Source organism: Novosphingobium lindaniclasticum LE124 (assembly GCF_000445125.1).
GTDB lineage: Bacteria > Pseudomonadota > Alphaproteobacteria > Sphingomonadales > Sphingomonadaceae > Novosphingobium > Novosphingobium lindaniclasticum.
On sequence record NZ_ATHL01000028.1, the window covers coordinates 116613 to 132598 of the forward strand.

The following is a 15986-nucleotide window of genomic DNA, read 5'->3' on the forward strand; positions in this document are numbered from 1 at the left end:
ACAATCTCATTTAACATAAGATGTATTATCAGCCCTCATGACAGACCATAGCCATCAGCAGCTCGACCGTCTCCTTGGTATAATGGCCCGCCTTCGTGATCCGGTGTCCGGTTGCGAATGGGATCTGGCTCAGAACTTCTCTACGATCGCGCCTTATACCATCGAGGAAGCCTACGAAGTTGCAGATGCCATAGCTCGTGAGGATCTGGTCGGCTTGCGAGACGAACTTGGCGATCTCCTGCTGCAAGTCGTCTTTCACGCCCGCATGGCGGAAGAAGCCGGCCATTTTGCTTTCAGCGATGTCGCGCAATCTATTTCGAACAAATTGGAAGCGCGCCACCCGCACATTTTCGGTGAGGACACGAGCGAAGATGCTCAGGTCGATCGATGGGAAAAATTGAAGGCCAAGGAGCGCAGCGCGAAAGGCGAAACCAGCGCGGTCGATGGCGTGGCGATCTCGCTGCCCGCGCTCATGCGCGCGGAGAAACTTCAGAAGCGTGCGGCGCGCGTCGGCTTCGACTGGCCCGAGCCGAGCGGCGCGGCGGCGAAGGTTTACGAGGAAATGGACGAACTCGCCGAAGCTTCCGAGACCGAAAAGTTGGAGGAAGCCGGCGACCTGCTCTTTGCGGCCGTCAATCTCGTCCGCCTTCATGGCATGGCGCCCGAGGATGCCCTGCGCGCCGCCAACGCAAAGTTCGAGCGCCGCTTTAGGGCGATGGAAGCATTCGCTCATCGGGACGGAAAGGCGTTCGAAAGCCTCCCGCTCGGCGAGCAGGAGGCTTACTGGCAAATGGTGAAGGCGTCAGAGCGCGCTGAAACGACCTAGTTCACGCTCGGCAAGCCGGACTTGAAGGCGCAGCAAGGGACCTTGGTCCCCTGCGCCGGCGTCTTCTTCCGACAGGACCTCCCCGCGGGCGTGCAGAAAAGCGATACGCTGCCCATCGGCCGCCGGAATCACGAAAGTGTACACTTTCGCATCCGAGGTCAGCGTGGCACCGATCGTTTCGAGCAGGAACTCGCAGCCCATCCCGGTACGGGCGGACAAAGGCACGATCACCTCATCGGGTCGCTGCGCCATGACGTCCCGGAGCTCGTCCGCCTGCATCGGCGTCAGCAGGTCCCACTTGTTCCAGACCTCGATGATGGGGATTCCCAGGGCAGTTTCGCCTTCTTCCTCGCTGCCCCCTTCCCCATCGATCACGCCCAGATCGGCAAGCACGTCCAGAACCTGGCGCTTCTGCGATTCGGTGTCGGGATTGGCGATGTCGCGCACGTGAAGGATGACGTCCGCTGCATTGACCTCTTCCAGGGTCGCGCGGAAGGCGGCCACCAGCTGGGTGGGCAGGTCCGAGATGAAGCCGACGGTGTCGGAGAGGATCGCCTTCTCCACCGCCGGCAGACGGATCGCGCGCATGGTGGGATCGAGCGTGGCGAAAAGCAGATCCTCGGCCATGACCTCGGCGCCGGTCAGGTAGTTGAACAGCGTCGACTTGCCTGCATTGGTATAGCCGACCAAGGCGACGATCGGCCAAGGCGCCTTATCGCGGCGGTCGCGGTGCAACCCGCGCGTGCGGCGCACCTGCTCCAGTTCGCGCCGGATCTTGGCCATGCGATCGCGGATCATCCGGCGGTCGGCTTCGATCTGCGTCTCACCGGGCCCGCCCAGGAAGCCGAAGCCGCCGCGCTGCCGTTCCAGGTGAGTCCAACTGCGCACCAGACGCCCGGCCTGGTAGTCCAGGTGCGCCAGTTCGACCTGCAGCCGGCCTTCCGCCGTGGCCGCGCGTTCCCCGAAGATCTCGAGGATCAGGCCAGTTCGGTCGATAACCTTGCGCTTGAGTTTCTCTTCGAGATTGCGCTGCTGGATCGCCGACAGCGAACCGTCGACGATGATCAGTTCCGCCTCGTTCAACTCGCAGGCGACAGAGATGTTCTGGATCTGCCCTTCACCGAAGAGCGTGCCGGCCCGGGGTTCGCGGATCGGGATCGCCATGGCTTCCGCCACGACCAGGCCGATGGCTGCTGCAAGGCCCCTGGCCTCTTCGAGACGCGCTTCGGGATCGAGATCCCCTCTGCCACGCATCTGCGGATAGACGACGAGGGCACGCGCGCCGCGCGTGACCTCGCCTGTGAGTTCATCGTTCAAATCGGTTCAGCTTCCCGTAGCGTTTCAGTCTTCGGCTTCTTCATGCGCCTGAAGGTCGACCGGAGTCACGGGCTGAATCGTCGAAACGGCATGCTTGTAGGCGAGTTGGACGTAGCCTTCGCGCTCCAGCAGCATGCAAAACAGATCGTAAGCCGCCACGCGGCCCTGAAGCATGACGCCGTTGATCAGGAACATCGTGACCTGAACGCCGGCATTGCGAATGCTGGAAAGGAACACGTCCTGAAGAACACGGGTCTTCTTGCCGTTGTCCGCGCCGCTCGAGAACTGGCGCGCATCGACCGGGGTCGAGGGCATGATCGTCGAGATCGCATGCTTGTAGACGAGTTGCGACTGGCCGTCGCGGCGCAGCAGGATCGAGAAATTGTCGAACCAGGTAACGATGCCCTGCAGCTTCACGCCCTTCACCAGGAACATGGTCACCGGGGTCTTGTTCTTGCGCAGGAGGTTCAGGAACTGGTCCTGGAGGTTCTGCCCTTTCCCTGCCGAAGTTCCGGCGGCAATCGGAGGCGGTGCCACGGCAGCCTTGGCAGGCGCCGCTTCGGCTTCGGTTTCAGCCTCCGGGGTCGTGGTTCGCGGACGAGCGGTCAGCGTACGGCCGGCCATATCATTTCTCCTTCTTTTTGGCGGCCGCTTTGCGGTCCGCGATCTGGCCATCGGAACTTCCCGAGACCGTTCTCGAATCGAAATCTAGCGATTTGCTGCAATGCAGTAAACGCGGAAAATGTAGCATTCTTGTGACACGTTTCGGAAAACCAGTTGGTCGGGGCCAAGAACCGCTTGTTTTCCCTGGGTCTCGTCAGATCTGCTCGTCACCTTCCTGCTCGCCTTCGCGGCGGTCGGCCATGCCCAGCAGCTTGAGCTTGCGATGAAGCGCCGAGCGTTCCATGCCGATGAACGAAGCCGTTTTCGAAATGTTGCCCGAGAAGCGGCGGATCTGGACGCGCAGATACTCGCGCTCGAAACTCTCCCGCGCTTCGCGCAGCGGCGCGCTCATCATGACCGAGACGCCCGCGTCTCCGTTCCCGCGGCTGTTGAAGATCTCCGGCGGCAGCATGTCCGCCTCGATCCGCGCCAGCTTTTCGCGCGGCGCCATGATCACCGTGCGCTCGACGACGTTGCGAAGCTGCCGGACGTTGCCGGGCCACTCGTAGGCCTGAAGGGCAGTCATGGCCTCGGCACTGACCACCGGCGGGGAGACCCCCTGCTCGTTGGCGTAGCGGGCGAAGAAATGGTCGACCAGGGCCGGGATATCATCCCGCCTTTCCCGCAGAGCGGGGATGGTCACGGGTACGACATTGAGCCGATAGAACAGGTCTTCGCGGAAGCGGCGCTCGGCGATCTCCTTTTCGAGATCGCGCGAGGTGGACGACACCACCCGCACATCCACGCGAATCTGGCGCGTACCGCCGACCCGCACGAAGGCCTGATCGGTCAAGACCCGCAGGATTCGGGCCTGAGTGGAGAGCGGCATGTCCGCGACTTCATCGAAGTAGAGCGTCCCGCTGTCGGCAGTCTCCAGCAGGCCGGGCCGGATGAGAGCGCCGTCCGCTTCCTCGCCGAACAGCTCCTGCTCGAAACGCTCCGGCGTGATGCGCGCGGAATTGACGCTGACGAAGGCGTTACCCGCGCGCGGGCTCCAGGCATGGAGGAGACGGGCAGCGACTTCCTTGCCCGATCCGGCCGGACCAGTGATCAGCAGTCGGCTCCCCGTATTGGCCACCCGCTTCAAGGTTGCGCGCACCTGGTTGATCGACCCGCTCGATCCGGTGAACTCTTCCCCGATCGAGAAATCGTGGCGAAGCTGCGCATTTTCGCGCCGCAATCTCTCCGTCTCGGTCGCGCGGCCGACGAGATGAAGCAGTTTCTCCGCTTCGAACGGCTTTTCGATGAAATCGACCGCACCGCGGCTGATCGCGGCCACGGCCGTGTCTATATTGCCGTGACCGGAGAAGATGATGACCGGCAGTTCCGGCTCGCGCGCCTTGATGGCGTCCAGCACTTCCAGCCCGTCCATGGGGCTGCCGTGAAGCCATACGTCCAGCAGCACCAGCGAAGGCCGGCGCGCGTCGATCGCAGCAAGGGCGGCTTCGCTGTCGCCGGCGGTGCGGCATTCGTAACCTTCGTCGCTCAACACGCCTGCAACCAGTTCGCGGATGTCGCGTTCGTCGTCGACGATCAGGATTTCAAGAGCCATGGCTTTGTCTTCTTGGTGAGGGTGATGGACGGGGAAAGCAGGTTGCGACCGGCCGGGATCATTCGGCGGCCTCCTGCTTGCGGGCGCCGGTAACGGGATCGTGCGCCAGGGGATCGGTGGCGAAACGCATAGAGACGGTAGTGCCCCCGCCGGGAGTCGGCATGAACAGCATCTCGCCCCCGTGTTCCTCTATGATCTTGTTGACGATCGCCAGCCCGAGCCCGGTGCCCTTCTCGCGCGTGGTGACGTAAGGTTCGATGATGCGCTCGCGGTCCTGCGACAGACCGATGCCGTTATCGGCTATGCTAACCAGGATCGCATCGGGAACGGACTCCACGGTGACGCAGATCGCGCCGCGATAATGTCCGTCAGCTTCCTTGGCTTTCGCTTCGATTGCCTCGACCGCGTTCTTGAGGACATTGGTCATAGCCTGGCCATATTGATGGCGGTCGCAGTCGATCGCCCGGATGCCGGGATCGCTGCTGAAGCTGAAATCGATATCCGGGCGGGCTATTTCCTGGAGGAACAGCGACTGCCGCGTCAGGGCGACGGGATCTTCCGAGCGGAACACCGGCTTGGGCAGCCGCGCGAACGAGGAGAACTCGTCCACCATCTTGCGCAGTTCGCCGACCTGCCGAATGATCGTGCGGGTGAGATCCTCGAAAAGCTCGGGATTGTCGACGATCTGCTTACGATAGCGGCGGCTGAGCCGCTCCGTCGCGAGCTGGATCGGCGTGAGCGGGTTCTTGATCTCGTGCGCGATGCGGCGGGCCACGTCGGACCAGGCGGCGGTGCGCTGGTCGAGGAGTTGCCGGGTGATATCCTCGAACGTGATGACGTAGCCGGTAGCATCGCGGCTGACCTTCACGGCGAAGGTCAGCAGATCGCCTTCGCGATTGTACTGGACGATACCGCCGGAGCTGCCCTGCTCGATCAGCGCCGCGATCTGCGGCGCCAGCTCGGCCAGGGGCATGGCTTCGGGAAGGTCGGCCCGCGCGGTCAGCAGCTTCTGCGCAGTGCTGTTCATCAGCAGGATGCGCCGCTCGGTATCGAGCGAGATGATGCCGGATGTGACCGATTCGAGCACCGCTTCGATGAAGACGCGTCTTTCGTGAAGTTGCCGGTTCGCACCGAGCAGCGCCTGAGTCTGCTTCTCGATCTGCGCGGTCATCCGGTTGAAGGCGCGGTTCAGCAAACCGATCTCGTCGGCGCCGGTGCGCCCTTCGATTCGCAGGGAGAAATTGCCGCTGCCCACCCTGCGCGCCGCATCGACAAGTTCGTAGAGCGGCTTCACCTGCCGGTCGGCGAAACGCAGCGCGAACCATACGGCCAGACCCACGAGCGCCAGCGAAGCGATGAACAGCGCCACGTTGAAGCGAAGCTGCAGCACGCGCGCACGGCTTGTCAGAACCTCGTAGGCCTGGACGATATTCTCCGCGTTCTCCGCCCGCTGCCCCTGGCTGAGCGCCAGGAGATCGGAACTCCGCGCCGCGTAGAGGAAAACACCGGATTCCTTGTTGATCGGCACGACCGAAACGATGCGGTCGTTGTTCGAGGTGACGACGTACTGGTCGCCCTTCGCCAGGCGGTCCTGCACTTCGGGCGAGATGCGCCGGTCCTCGGCCTTACCTTCCGGATCGACAATGATCGCCGTGCGCTGGCTGCCGTCGCCGGCGATCTGGATGATCGCCGCGACCGAAAGATTGCGCTTGTAGACCTGGCTGGCGAAGAAGCGCTGGAAATAGTCGCTGGCGATGGGAGAAACGGCCAGTTCGTTGCGCGTATCGTACGCCATCGCGGCGGACTCGTAACCGACCTCGCGCTGCGTCTGCTCGTAATAGCCGCGCGCCAGCTTGTTCGCGTTTTCCAGCAATCCACGCGAGGAATCCGAGAACCAGAACTCCACGCCCGACTGGAACAGCCATGACGCGAAGACCACCACCAGAAGCGTAGGGACCGCCGAGATCAGCGAGAAGATGAAGACCAGGCGGACGTGCATCTGGCCGGTGCCGCCGATGTTCTCGGCAGCGCGGCGCAGGGCCATGCGCCGGCCGAGCAGCACCAGAATCGCCATGGCTGGAACCAGCGTGCCGACCAGCAGCGTCGCGGTGAGATCCGAAGGCAGCAGCTGACCCTTGTCCCGCGAGTTCAGCGCGAGCCAGGTGATCGCCGTCATCAGGACGAAGGCTGCGATTGAAAGCAATTCGATGATGGCGAAAAAGTTCGCGCGGCGGGCAGCAACCTGCATGCGCCGCCACCAGCGCGGCCAGGCGCGTTTGTGGACCAGTGTCTCGCTCATCGTTGCACCGTTACAACGCCGGTGTTGCTACTTTGCAAGGGCAAATCCATGAAGGTCGTTTCAGGAGCGACGAACGAATTCCTCGGGATCGAGCGCCAACTCGCTGAGCCGCTTGCGCAAAGTGTTGCGATTTATCCCAAGCGCCTGTGCGGCGCGGAGCTGGTTCCCACCGGTCGCTCGCAGCACTTCGGCAAAAAGCGGACGCTCGAAAGCGGCGGCAGCGGCTTGATAGATCGTTCCGCTGGCAGGCCGCTCGGTGGCCAGCCAGCGGCACACGGCCTCGGCGATGTTCCCGATCTCGCCCTCGGGTTCGGCGGCAGCCTCGGTGATCAGCAGCGACTGGATGCTTTCAGAATCGATAGCATCCTCGCGGGCGAGCAGGGCCAGACGATAGATGAAGTTCTTCAGTTCCCGCACATTGCCGCGCCAGGGTTGCCTGCTGAGCAGTTCCGCCGCGTCGGCCGTCAACTGACGGCGCGGCAGGCCCTCGTTCGCGGCGTGCTGAAGGAAATGGCGTGCCAGCACGTCGATATCGTCGCGCCGGTCGCGTAGCGGCGGCATGTGGATCGGCACGACGTTGAGGCGGTAATAGAGATCCTCGCGGAACCGCCCGGCGGCGATTTCAGGCTCCAAGTCCTTGTTCGTGGCGGCGATGATGCGCACGTCGAGCCGGATTTCCTCCTGTCCGCCGACCCGGCGCACGGTGCCGGACTGGAGCGCGCGCAGCAGGCGGGTCTGGGCCTGCATCGGCATGTCGCCGATCTCGTCGAGGAACAGCGTGCCTCCCGCCGCCTGCTCGAACTTGCCGATGTGACGCGCGACGGCGCCGGTGAAGGCGCCCTTCTCATGGCCGAACAATTCGCTTTCGATCAGTTCGGCGGGGATGGCGGCGGCGTTGACGGCGACGAACGGCCCCTCTCGGCGATGACCGAGGTTGTGGACCGCTTCGGCCACCAATTCCTTGCCGGTTCCGGATTCACCCAAGACCAGCACCGTCAGATCGTTGCGCAGGACGCGGGTGATCATACGGAACACGGTCTGCATGGCAGCGCTACGCCCGACGAGCGGCAGTCCGTCTCCCAGCGGCTCCTCGCCCTCTATCGTCCCGCCCTGCCCGGCTCCCGCCGCCTGGCGCACGGTGCGCGCAAGTTCGTCGATGTCGAAAGGCTTGGGGAAGTACTCGAATGCACCGGTATCGGTGGCGCGAACCGCCGTATCCAGTGTGTTCTGCGCGGAGAGGATCACGATCGGCAGGCCGGGATGGAGCGCGCGGACGCGGTGGATCGTCTCGATGCCGTCGCCATCAGGCAACATGACATCGGTGACGAGCGCCTGATAGGTCTCCGCCTCCAGCAACCGGTCGCGCTCGGCGATGGACTGGCAGTGGACCACGCCGAAGCCTTCCGCCTCCAGGGCGGCGGTGATGACGATGGCGATCGAAAGGTCGTCCTCGACGAGCAGCACGCTCACGCGGCCGGTCTCCTTCTGGTCGGGCGGCTGCGCGTCTCGCGCGCCAGCGGCAGGTGGACGCGGAAGTGGGTGAAGCCGCCCTCTTCGTCGCGCTCGTGGGTGATCCGCCCGTTCATGTCGCGCACCAGCTTGCGCACGAGCGGCAGGCCGAGGCCCTGCCCGGATTTCTTGGTGGTGACGAAGGGCTCGAAGATGTGATCGCGCATCGCCGGATCGACGCCGGGGCCGTTGTCCGTCACGCGCAGTTCGACCGGCAAGCGAACCGGCTCGCCGGAATCACTGGTGTGGAGTTGAAGCCCGCTGGCGAAACGGGTGCGGATCGTCACCCGCGGCTTCTCCTCATGGGCGCAGGCTTCCAAGGCGTTGGCGAGCAGGTTGATGATCACCTGCACTAGCGCATCGGGGCTGCCCAGCACGGGGGGAAGCGAGGGATCGAACTCCTCCACCAGCCCGACCCGCTCCGGCGCTCCGCCATTGGCCGCCGAAAGGACGTCGAGCGCCCGGCGGGCTGCCTCATGGAGATTGCAGGGCTCAACCGGCGGGGTGGTGCGGCGGCTGAGCTTCTGCATCCGGTCGATCAGGTTGGCGATCCGGTCGACCTCTAGCGTGATGAGGTCGGTGAGCGCGCGATCCTTCTCCTCGACCTTGCGGGCCAGCAGCTGCGCCGCGCCGCGAATGCCGGCGAGTGGGTTCTTGATCTCGTGGGCCATGATCTCCGGCCCGCGCAGCACCGCGTTGTCGGGCCCGCCGGAATCGTCGCCGAGCGCTTCGGTGGCGGTATTGTCGTGGATCGTCAGGACCTGCCAGCCCGGCGTATCGGCCACCGGCGCGATATTGATGTCTATCCGGCGCGCAATCCTGCCCTTGAGCGTGACGACGACCTCACGCGCGGAAACCGGGGTTTCGTAATCGTCGAGACGCTCCAGCAGGAGCTGGTCGGAGAAAGTCAGGATGTCCTGAAGCGGTGTGCCCCTGAGCAGGCGCAGGGACTGGCCGAAGAACTGCTCCGCAGCGGGGTTCAGCGACGCGATCCGCAGCCCCGGCTCCAGCAGCACCACCGCCTGCGGCAAGCTCGCGAGAAGCCGCGACGCCGCAGGCAGAGTGGTAGACTGGGCCGTGGGCTGCGCGAGGCTCATGCCGCCTGACGGTCTGCCGATGCGGTTTCTCCGCCGTCCGCGTTGGCGCCATCACGATAGGGTGCGTAGAATTCGGCCAGCAGGCGCAGGACCTCGTCGGGATCGCTGACGAAGTTGATGCGGTTACGGAATTCCGCCGAGCCCTTGATGCCCTTGATGTACCAGCCCAAGTGCTTGCGCGCCATCTTCACGCCGGTATCGCGGCCATAGTGGAAGAGCATGTCCTCGTAGTGCTCGCGGATGATCTCGTACTGCTGGCCGAAGCCGGGTTCTTCCATCAGCCCGTTGCCGCGCCACCACTGCATGACCCTGGCGAGAGCCCAGGGCCGGCCATAGGAACCGCGCCCGATCATCAGCCCGTCGGCGCCGGACTGGTCCAGCGCGCTGGCGGCATCCTCGATATCCAGGATGTCGCCGTTGACGATCACCGGGATCGAAACGGCTTCCTTCACACCGCGCACGAAAGCCCAGTCTGCCGAGCCCTTGTACATCTGGTTGCGGGTGCGGCCATGGACCGTGATCATCTGCGCGCCGAGATCCTCGGCGATGCGGGCCAGTTCAGGCGCGTTGAGGCTGTCGTGGCACCAGCCCATCCGCATCTTCACGGTGACGGGTACCTTGACCGCCTTAACCGTGGCCTCGATCAGGCGGGTGGCGAGCGGCACGTCGCGCATCAGCGCAGAACCAGCGTCGCCGTTGACGACCTTGCGCACCGGGCAGCCCATGTTGATGTCGATGATCGCAGCGCCGCGATCCTCCACCAGCCTGGCGGCCTCGGCCATCTGCTCCGGCTCGCAGCCGACGAGCTGCATCGAAACCGGATCCTCGATCTGGTCCCACATCGCCTTCTGAAGCGATACGCGCGTCTCACGGATGGCTGCCGGACTGGCGATCATCTCGGTGACGTTCAGCCCCGAGCCGAAGCCGCGTACCATGCGCCGGAACGGCAGGTCCGAAACGCCGGTCATCGGCGCGAGCACGACCGGGCAGTCGATCGTCACGGGACCGACCTGGATCGGCTTCAGAGCCGGAGGAGTGGGCAGAGTCTTCATTGCGCGAACCGGAAATTGCCTGAGAAACAAGGTATGCCTAAAAAACAGGCAGCGCATAGTGGATTGCCCTCGCCTCGGCAAGCGATTACCGGCAACGACAATGTCGCAGGACCTGTCAGAAACGCCTCGGCGTCCCGCCCCGCTCCCTTCCACCGCGGCTATCGTCGTGGCCGCCGGCAAAGGACTTCGCGCTGGCCAGCCTCTTCCGAAACAGTTCGCCCGGTGGCGAGGAAAGCCGGTTCTCCGCCATTCGGTGGAAGCCCTGTCCAGCGCTGGAGCCGCACCGATCCTGGTGGTTATTCCTCAGGGCGCGGAGACCATCGCTGCCGATGCCCTCGCCGGTATCCCCGGCGTGCAGTTTACCAATGGCGGGGAGACGCGGCAGGAGTCCGTTCGGCTGGGGCTCGAAGTTCTGGTCGCCAGCGAACCCGATCTGGTGCTTGTCCATGACGCTGCTCGCCCCATTCTGCCCTCGGCGGTGATCGAGCGGCTGCTCGATGCCCTCGTTGAGAAGCCTGGTGCCATTCCGGTTCTTCCCGTTGCAGACAGCCTGGCACATGCCGAACACGCGGACGGTCTTGAAGTAATGGGTGCCCCCGCCCGTCGCGAGGATCTACGAAGGGTGCAGACTCCCCAGGCTTTCCGCTTTCCCGAGATTCTCGCCGCCCATCGCGCCTGGGAAGGGCCGACAACAGCCGGAGACGATGCCCAGGTGGCCCAGGTCGCCGGCCTTCAGATTGTGCTCGTCGAAGGAGACGAAGCCTTGCACAAGCTTACTTACGCATCCGATTTCGCAAGCACCGCCCCTCCCATCCGTGTGGGCACCGGCTATGATGTTCACCGCCTGGAGGCAGGCGAGGAGCTCTGGCTCTGCGGCGTCAGGATCGACCATACGCATGGTCTGTCCGGTCACAGCGACGCGGACGTCGCCATCCATGCTCTCGTCGATGCCATGCTCGGCGCCGTTGGACGGGGTGACATCGGCCAGCATTTTCCGCCCAGTGATCCGCAGTGGAAAGGCGCAGCGTCGGACCGTTTCCTCGCTCATGCCGGCAAGCTCGTTGCAGAAGCCGGTTACGCGCTCGGCAATGCCGATGTCACGATCATCTGCGAGGCCCCGAAGATCGGTCCGCATCGTGATGGCATGCGCGCGCGCTTGGCAGAAATTCTCGGCGTCGACCCATCGCTCATCAGCGTGAAAGCAACCACCACCGAAAAGCTGGGTTTCACCGGCAGGTCGGAAGGAATCGCCTGCCAGGCCGCCGTCAGCCTGATACGGCTGTAAGGAGATGACGATGCACAAGACGTTCACCCTCGCCGTGGCTTCCGCGCTGGCGATTCTCCCCGGCGTGGCGAGCGCGCAGCAGGCATGCCTGACCAAGTCCGAGGCCAGTTCGCTGTTCGGCTATGCCCTGCCGCAAGTCATTTCCGGCACCAGCAAGCGCTGCGCCCAGGTTCTACCGAGCGATTCCTTCCTGCGCAGCCATGGCACAGAGCTGGTCACGCGCTATTCGGCGCAGAAGGCTCGCTACTGGCCCCAAGCCAAGGCAGCCTTCCTCAAGCTCGGGTCCAGCAAGGATGCCGGAGTGGGTCAGTTCACCCGCAACCTGCCCGACGAATCGCTGCGTCCGCTCGTGGACATCACCGTCGAAGGGCTAGTTTCTCAGGAGCTTTCGCTGAAATCTTGCGACAAGGTCGATCTTGCGCTGGACCTGCTGTCCCCGCTTCCGCCCGAGAATACCGCGGGACTGATCACGTTGCTCCTCGAAGTCACGTCCAAGGCCGACGATGTGGCACCCGGTAAGGCGAAGCTCGGCGGCTTCACGCTCTGCAAGGACTGACATGCCCGGCGACATCCTCTTTCCGCGGGACCTCTACGAGCTGGCCGCGCGCGTGATTGCCGAGAACAAGGCCATCGGCCGCAAGGTCGCGCTGGCCGAAAGCTGCACCGGCGGCCTCGTCTGCGCCGCCCTGACCGAAGTGGCGGGCTCATCGGCAGTGCTCGATCGCGGGTTCGTGACCTACTCGAACGAATCGAAGCAGGAGATGCTGGGCGTTCCGTCCGACATCATCGACACGCTCGGCGCGGTCTCGCCCGCCACGGCCTGGGCCATGGCACAAGGCGCGATCACGCATAGCCATGCCGACGTAGCGGTGGCGATCAGCGGCATTGCCGGGCCGGAAGGCGGCAGCGAGCTCAAGCCGGTAGGAACGGTCGTCTTCGCCCGTGCCCATCGCGGTGAGGAGGAAGTTCATGCCGAGCAGAAGCTGATCGAGGGCGCCAACCGCGCTGAAATCCGCCATCACGCGGCAGTGGTCGCGCTGGAACTGCTGCTGCCCGGGACTGAATTGCCGGCCTACGCGGACTGAGGAACTCCGGCGTCCTGCGGGTCAGACCGGCTCGCCGTAAAGCTCGTGAGCCCGGGTCTCAAAAGCCGCCACCATCTTGCGGAAGGCCTTGTCGAAGTACTGGCCGGCCAGCTTCTCGAACAGGGCATTGCGGAAGCTGAAGCGCACGTCGAACTCGATGTCGCAGCTATGAGAGTCGACCGGGTGGAAGATCCAGTGGTTGTGCAGGTCCTTCATCGGACCATCGACATAATGCACCTTGATCTCGCGCGGATGCACCTTCTCGACCCGCGACGTGAACTTCTCGCGCAAGGCCTTGAAGCCGACCAGCATGTCCGCGACCATTTCGGTGTCGGTGTCAGACTTCACGCGGGTGGCGACCACCCAGGGAAGAAACTCCTGGTAGCGGCCCACGTCGGCAACGAGGTCGAACATCTGCTCGGCACTGTAGGGCAGCCGCTGCGTCTCGTGAATTCCGGGCATGTCTCAGGCCTTCTGCGCGACCTTGGGGGCCTTGGCAGCCAGCTTCGCCTCACGCGCGGCGCGCATTTCCGCGAAGTCCTTGCCCGCGTGATAGCTGGAGCGCGTCAGCGGCGAGGACGCGACCTGGAGGAAGCCCTTGGCGCGGGCGATCGCACCATAGGCGTCGAAGGCCTTGGGCGTGACGAATTCCTTCACTTCGGCATGCTTCGGCGTCGGGCGCAAATACTGGCCCATGGTCAGAAAGTCGATGTCCGCGCAGCGCATGTCGTCCATGACCTGATGCACTTCGAGACGTTCCTCGCCCAGGCCGAGCATCACGCCGGACTTGGTGAAGATCAACGGATTGTGTGCCTTGACCTCTTCCAGCAGGCGCAGCGAGGCATAGTAGCGCGCGCCGGGGCGGATGGTCGGATAGAGCCGGGGGACGGTTTCCAGATTGTGGTTGTATACGTCCGGTCCGGCTTCGACGATCGCCTCTACCGCACGGCGCATCTTGCCGCGGAAGTCGGGCGTGAGGATCTCGATCGTGGTGCTCGGTGTCGCAGCGCGCAGAGCCTGGATCACCTTCACGAACTGGTTCGCACCACCGTCCGGCAGATCGTCGCGGTCGACAGAAGTGATGACGATGTGTTCGAGGCCGGTCTTCAGCGCCAGCTCGGCAACGTGCTCGGGCTCGGAAGGATCGACGCGGCCCGGCATGCCGGTCTTCACGTTGCAGAACGCGCAGGCACGGGTACAGGTATCGCCCAGGATCATCACCGTGGCGTGCTTCTTGGTCCAGCATTCCCCGATGTTCGGGCAGGCCGCTTCCTCGCAAACCGTGTTGAGCTTGAGGTCGCGCATCAGCTGGCGCGTTTCGCCGTAGCCCTTGCTGGTCGGCGCCTTCACGCGGATCCAGTCGGGCTTGCGCTGACGTTCGGGCTTCTGCTCTGGGCTCGGCACGGAGGAAAGATCGTTCATGGCGTCCAGATAGTCGCAACCATGCCAGCTTGCCAGTGCGAATATCCGCTCTAATGGTTGCGTGCGTTTCAATGGAGGCAAACCATGACCGATTCCAGCGCCCCGCAATCCGAACAACGCGTCCTCGACAATCTGCTCGAAGGATACCGCCGCTTCCGCAGCAGCGGCTGGAGCCCGAACCGTGAACGTTGGGCTCGCCTCAGCGAAGGTCAGCAGCCCGAAGTGATGATCGTTGCCTGTTCGGACAGCCGCGTCGATCCTTCGCAGATTTTCGACGTCGATCCCGGCGAGATCTTCGTGGTTCGCAACGTCGCCGCGCTTGTGCCGCCGTTCGAGACCACGCCCGGCCATCACGGCGTCTCCGCCGCGCTCGAATTCGCGGTACAGGTGCTCAAGGTGAAGGAAATCGTGGTCATGGGCCACGGCATGTGCGGCGGTTGCAAGGCGGCGCTCACCCAGGAACTACACGGCACCGAGCCCGGCCAAGGTGGCTTCATAGCCGACTGGATCTCGATGCTGGACGAGGCGCGCGGCCCCGTGGCCGAGCAGTTCGGCACGAGCGGACGCCCTGCCGAGCGCCAGATGGAGCAGGCCGCCGTCCGTGTCAGCCTGGAGAACCTGATGACCTTCCCCTGCGTCCGGCAGAAGGTGGGGAACGGCGATCTCAAGCTGCGCGGCGCGTTCTTCGCGATTTCCGACGGACAGCTTCACCTCATGGACGAGACCAGCGGCGAGTTCGCGCCGGCGTCATGATCCTGACGGGACAATGACGCCCGGGCAGAGAGTCGCAAAAGGCTCAGCCCGGTTATCCAGATGAAGAAACGGGCGACGGGACAACCCGCCGCCCGTTTTCTTCATCGCCGAAGCGAACCGCCTTACGAAGCGGGCGTGGCCTTCGACGCGGCATAGGCCGCCCAGAGCTTGGCGACCGGCGCACGGGTGCCGGTGACCTTGGCGAGAGTCGCCTGGGCATCGGCCGCCTTGCCCTGCATCGCCTGAGCCATGCCGAGGCGCAGATTTGCCTTGTTGGCATCGACGCCGGGCTTGGCGAGAGCCGCCTTGTAGAGCGTTTCCGCCTTGGGATAGTCTTCGTAGCTGAGGAACACGTCGCCCGCGCCCGTAACCTGCGCCGCGGTCGCGGCGGGTTTGAGCGCATCGCGCTCGGTGGCCGGCAGGGAGGCCTTGTCGGCAGCGACACGGCCCGCGCTGTTGCCGCGATCGGGGACGTCCGCCTGGGTCAGGAGGTTCTTGGCAAGGCCCTGGTCCATGATCTTGACCGCTTCACCCGGGAAGGCGCGGGGATCGACGTTCTGGAGATATTCCAGATAGTCGCGCTTGTCCTTCATGGCGCCCGTGACGTACATCAGGCGCATGAGATCGAGGTTCTCGGCATTCTGAAGCGAAGCGAGCTGGCGCACGATCGAGGTCGAAATGTTCCACGAGGCAGGGCTCGGGTAGTACTGCGCGAGCATCGCGGCGTACTCGGTCGAAGGTGCTAGCTGCTTGGCATCGTAGGAAGCCTGGAGCGCGCTGCGGATCGAGGTCTCGCTGGGCTTGGTGCCGCTGGCCTTTGCTGCCTCGAGTTCCTTCTGGACCATCGCCAACGCCGCCTGAGGGTTGTTCGACCGCTTGTAGGAATCCGCCAGCAGCGGCTGGATCATGTTCTGCGTATCGCGATACCCGCCGTCGAACGACTGCTGGAGATAGCGCGCGGCCACGTCGTACTTGCCGCTCTGATATGCCGTGACACCGGCGAGATACTGGATCTGGCCGAGCGATTCCGGGCTGGTCTGCCCGCTGTCGAGCATCATGACCAGACCCTTGTGCTGCATCGCCGGGTCGTTCATCAGAACGCCCACGTTGCGGGTCATCTCGCCCT

At 64.2% G+C, this 15986-nt stretch carries 15 protein-coding genes; 5 read left to right on the top strand and 10 right to left on the bottom strand.

Annotated elements, in window-relative coordinates; genetic code table 11:
• Positions 1–37 precede the first annotated feature (37 nt).
• Complete coding sequence (gene mazG / locus L284_RS0123715) at positions 38–826, top strand: nucleoside triphosphate pyrophosphohydrolase (protein ID WP_031341507.1); 789 nt, start codon at positions 38–40, stop codon at positions 824–826.
• Here mazG and hflX read toward each other — a convergent pair.
• The 7 genes from hflX to dusB all read right to left on the bottom strand — a co-directional run bounded on the left by hflX (position 803) and on the right by dusB (position 10315).
• Complete coding sequence (gene hflX, locus L284_RS28440; protein ID WP_021232683.1) at positions 803–2143, bottom strand: GTPase HflX; 1341 nt, start codon at positions 2141–2143, stop codon at positions 803–805. The genes mazG and hflX overlap by 24 nt on opposite strands.
• A gap of 24 nt (positions 2144–2167) precedes the next feature.
• Positions 2168–2767 carry an RNA chaperone Hfq gene (gene hfq, locus L284_RS28445; protein WP_021232684.1) on the bottom strand — a complete coding sequence of 200 codons (600 nt, stop codon included), beginning with the start codon at positions 2765–2767 and terminating at the stop codon, positions 2168–2170.
• A 193-nt stretch (positions 2768–2960) separates the two neighbouring features.
• Entirely contained in the window at positions 2961–4358 is a 1398-nt protein-coding gene (gene ntrX, locus L284_RS28450) for a nitrogen assimilation response regulator NtrX (protein ID WP_021232685.1), read from the bottom strand.
• 58 nt (positions 4359–4416) lie between these two features.
• Positions 4417–6606 (bottom strand): sensor histidine kinase, encoded by a 2190-nt coding sequence (locus tag L284_RS28455; protein ID WP_040712460.1) that lies wholly within the window; start codon positions 6604–6606, stop codon positions 4417–4419.
• A gap of 111 nt (positions 6607–6717) precedes the next feature.
• Positions 6718–8127, bottom strand: a complete 1410-nt coding sequence (locus L284_RS28460) for a sigma-54-dependent transcriptional regulator (RefSeq protein WP_021232687.1) — start codon at positions 8125–8127, stop codon at positions 6718–6720.
• Positions 8124–9263: a two-component system sensor histidine kinase NtrB gene (locus L284_RS28465; protein ID WP_021232688.1), complete on the bottom strand. Its 1140-nt coding sequence runs from the start codon at positions 9261–9263 to the stop codon at positions 8124–8126. Before L284_RS28465 ends, L284_RS28460 begins: the two co-directional genes overlap by 4 nt.
• Positions 9260–10315, bottom strand: a complete 1056-nt coding sequence (gene dusB, locus L284_RS28470; protein ID WP_021232689.1) for a tRNA dihydrouridine synthase DusB — start codon at positions 10313–10315, stop codon at positions 9260–9262. The genes L284_RS28465 and dusB overlap by 4 nt, the downstream gene beginning before the upstream one ends.
• Positions 10316–10415: 100 nt before the next feature.
• Here dusB and L284_RS28475 point away from each other — a divergent pair, with 100 nt between their 5' ends.
• The 3 genes from L284_RS28475 to L284_RS28485 are packed head-to-tail and all read left to right on the top strand — an operon-like array spanning position 10416 to position 12685.
• Entirely contained in the window at positions 10416–11600 is a 1185-nt protein-coding gene (locus L284_RS28475) for a bifunctional 2-C-methyl-D-erythritol 4-phosphate cytidylyltransferase/2-C-methyl-D-erythritol 2,4-cyclodiphosphate synthase (RefSeq protein ID WP_021232690.1), read from the top strand.
• Between the two features lie 10 nt (positions 11601–11610).
• Entirely contained in the window at positions 11611–12156 is a 546-nt protein-coding gene (locus L284_RS28480) for a hypothetical protein (RefSeq protein WP_031341509.1), read from the top strand.
• Position 12157: 1 nt separating this feature from the next.
• On the top strand, positions 12158–12685 hold the full coding sequence (locus L284_RS28485) for a CinA family protein (RefSeq protein ID WP_021232692.1): 528 nt from the start codon (positions 12158–12160) through the stop codon (positions 12683–12685).
• Between the two features lie 21 nt (positions 12686–12706).
• On the opposite strand, the gene L284_RS28490 is transcribed toward L284_RS28485, so the two are convergent.
• Both L284_RS28490 and lipA read right to left on the bottom strand, forming a co-directional pair.
• Positions 12707–13147, bottom strand: coding sequence for a type II toxin-antitoxin system RatA family toxin (locus tag L284_RS28490; protein WP_021232693.1), 441 nt, complete (start codon positions 13145–13147; stop codon positions 12707–12709).
• Between the two features lie 3 nt (positions 13148–13150).
• Complete coding sequence (gene lipA / locus L284_RS28495) at positions 13151–14107, bottom strand: lipoyl synthase (protein ID WP_021232694.1); 957 nt, start codon at positions 14105–14107, stop codon at positions 13151–13153.
• A gap of 84 nt (positions 14108–14191) precedes the next feature.
• Between lipA and L284_RS28500 the strand changes: the two genes are divergently transcribed.
• Positions 14192–14860 carry a carbonic anhydrase gene (locus tag L284_RS28500; RefSeq protein WP_021232695.1) on the top strand — a complete coding sequence of 223 codons (669 nt, stop codon included), beginning with the start codon at positions 14192–14194 and terminating at the stop codon, positions 14858–14860.
• Between the two features lie 122 nt (positions 14861–14982).
• Here the strand turns inward: L284_RS28500 and L284_RS28505 are convergent.
• Positions 14983–15986: hypothetical protein (locus tag L284_RS28505; RefSeq protein WP_021232696.1), on the bottom strand; the 1004-nt coding region annotated here is incomplete at its 5' end.

What these genes read in the sequence shown, in the direction of transcription:
- dusB (WP_021232689.1), bottom strand. Translation starts at nt 10,315, where the DNA reads ATGAAGACTCTGCCCACTCCTCCGGCTCTGAAGCCGATCCAGGTCGGT.
- L284_RS28465 (WP_021232688.1), bottom strand. Translation starts at nt 9,263, where the DNA reads ATGAGCCTCGCGCAGCCCACGGCCCAGTCTACCACTCTGCCTGCGGCG.
- lipA (WP_021232694.1), bottom strand. Translation starts at nt 14,107, where the DNA reads ATGAACGATCTTTCCTCCGTGCCGAGCCCAGAGCAGAAGCCCGAACGT.
- mazG (WP_031341507.1), top strand. Translation starts at nt 38, where the DNA reads ATGACAGACCATAGCCATCAGCAGCTCGACCGTCTCCTTGGTATAATG.
- hfq (WP_021232684.1), bottom strand. Translation starts at nt 2,767, where the DNA reads ATGGCCGGCCGTACGCTGACCGCTCGTCCGCGAACCACGACCCCGGAG.
- L284_RS28480 (WP_031341509.1), top strand. Translation starts at nt 11,611, where the DNA reads ATGCACAAGACGTTCACCCTCGCCGTGGCTTCCGCGCTGGCGATTCTC.
- L284_RS28490 (WP_021232693.1), bottom strand. Translation starts at nt 13,147, where the DNA reads ATGCCCGGAATTCACGAGACGCAGCGGCTGCCCTACAGTGCCGAGCAG.
- ntrX (WP_021232685.1), bottom strand. Translation starts at nt 4,358, where the DNA reads ATGGCTCTTGAAATCCTGATCGTCGACGACGAACGCGACATCCGCGAA.
- L284_RS28475 (WP_021232690.1), top strand. Translation starts at nt 10,416, where the DNA reads ATGTCGCAGGACCTGTCAGAAACGCCTCGGCGTCCCGCCCCGCTCCCT.
- L284_RS28455 (WP_040712460.1), bottom strand. Translation starts at nt 6,606, where the DNA reads ATGCAGGTTGCTGCCCGCCGCGCGAACTTTTTCGCCATCATCGAATTG.
- L284_RS28485 (WP_021232692.1), top strand. Translation starts at nt 12,158, where the DNA reads ATGCCCGGCGACATCCTCTTTCCGCGGGACCTCTACGAGCTGGCCGCG.
- L284_RS28500 (WP_021232695.1), top strand. Translation starts at nt 14,192, where the DNA reads ATGACCGATTCCAGCGCCCCGCAATCCGAACAACGCGTCCTCGACAAT.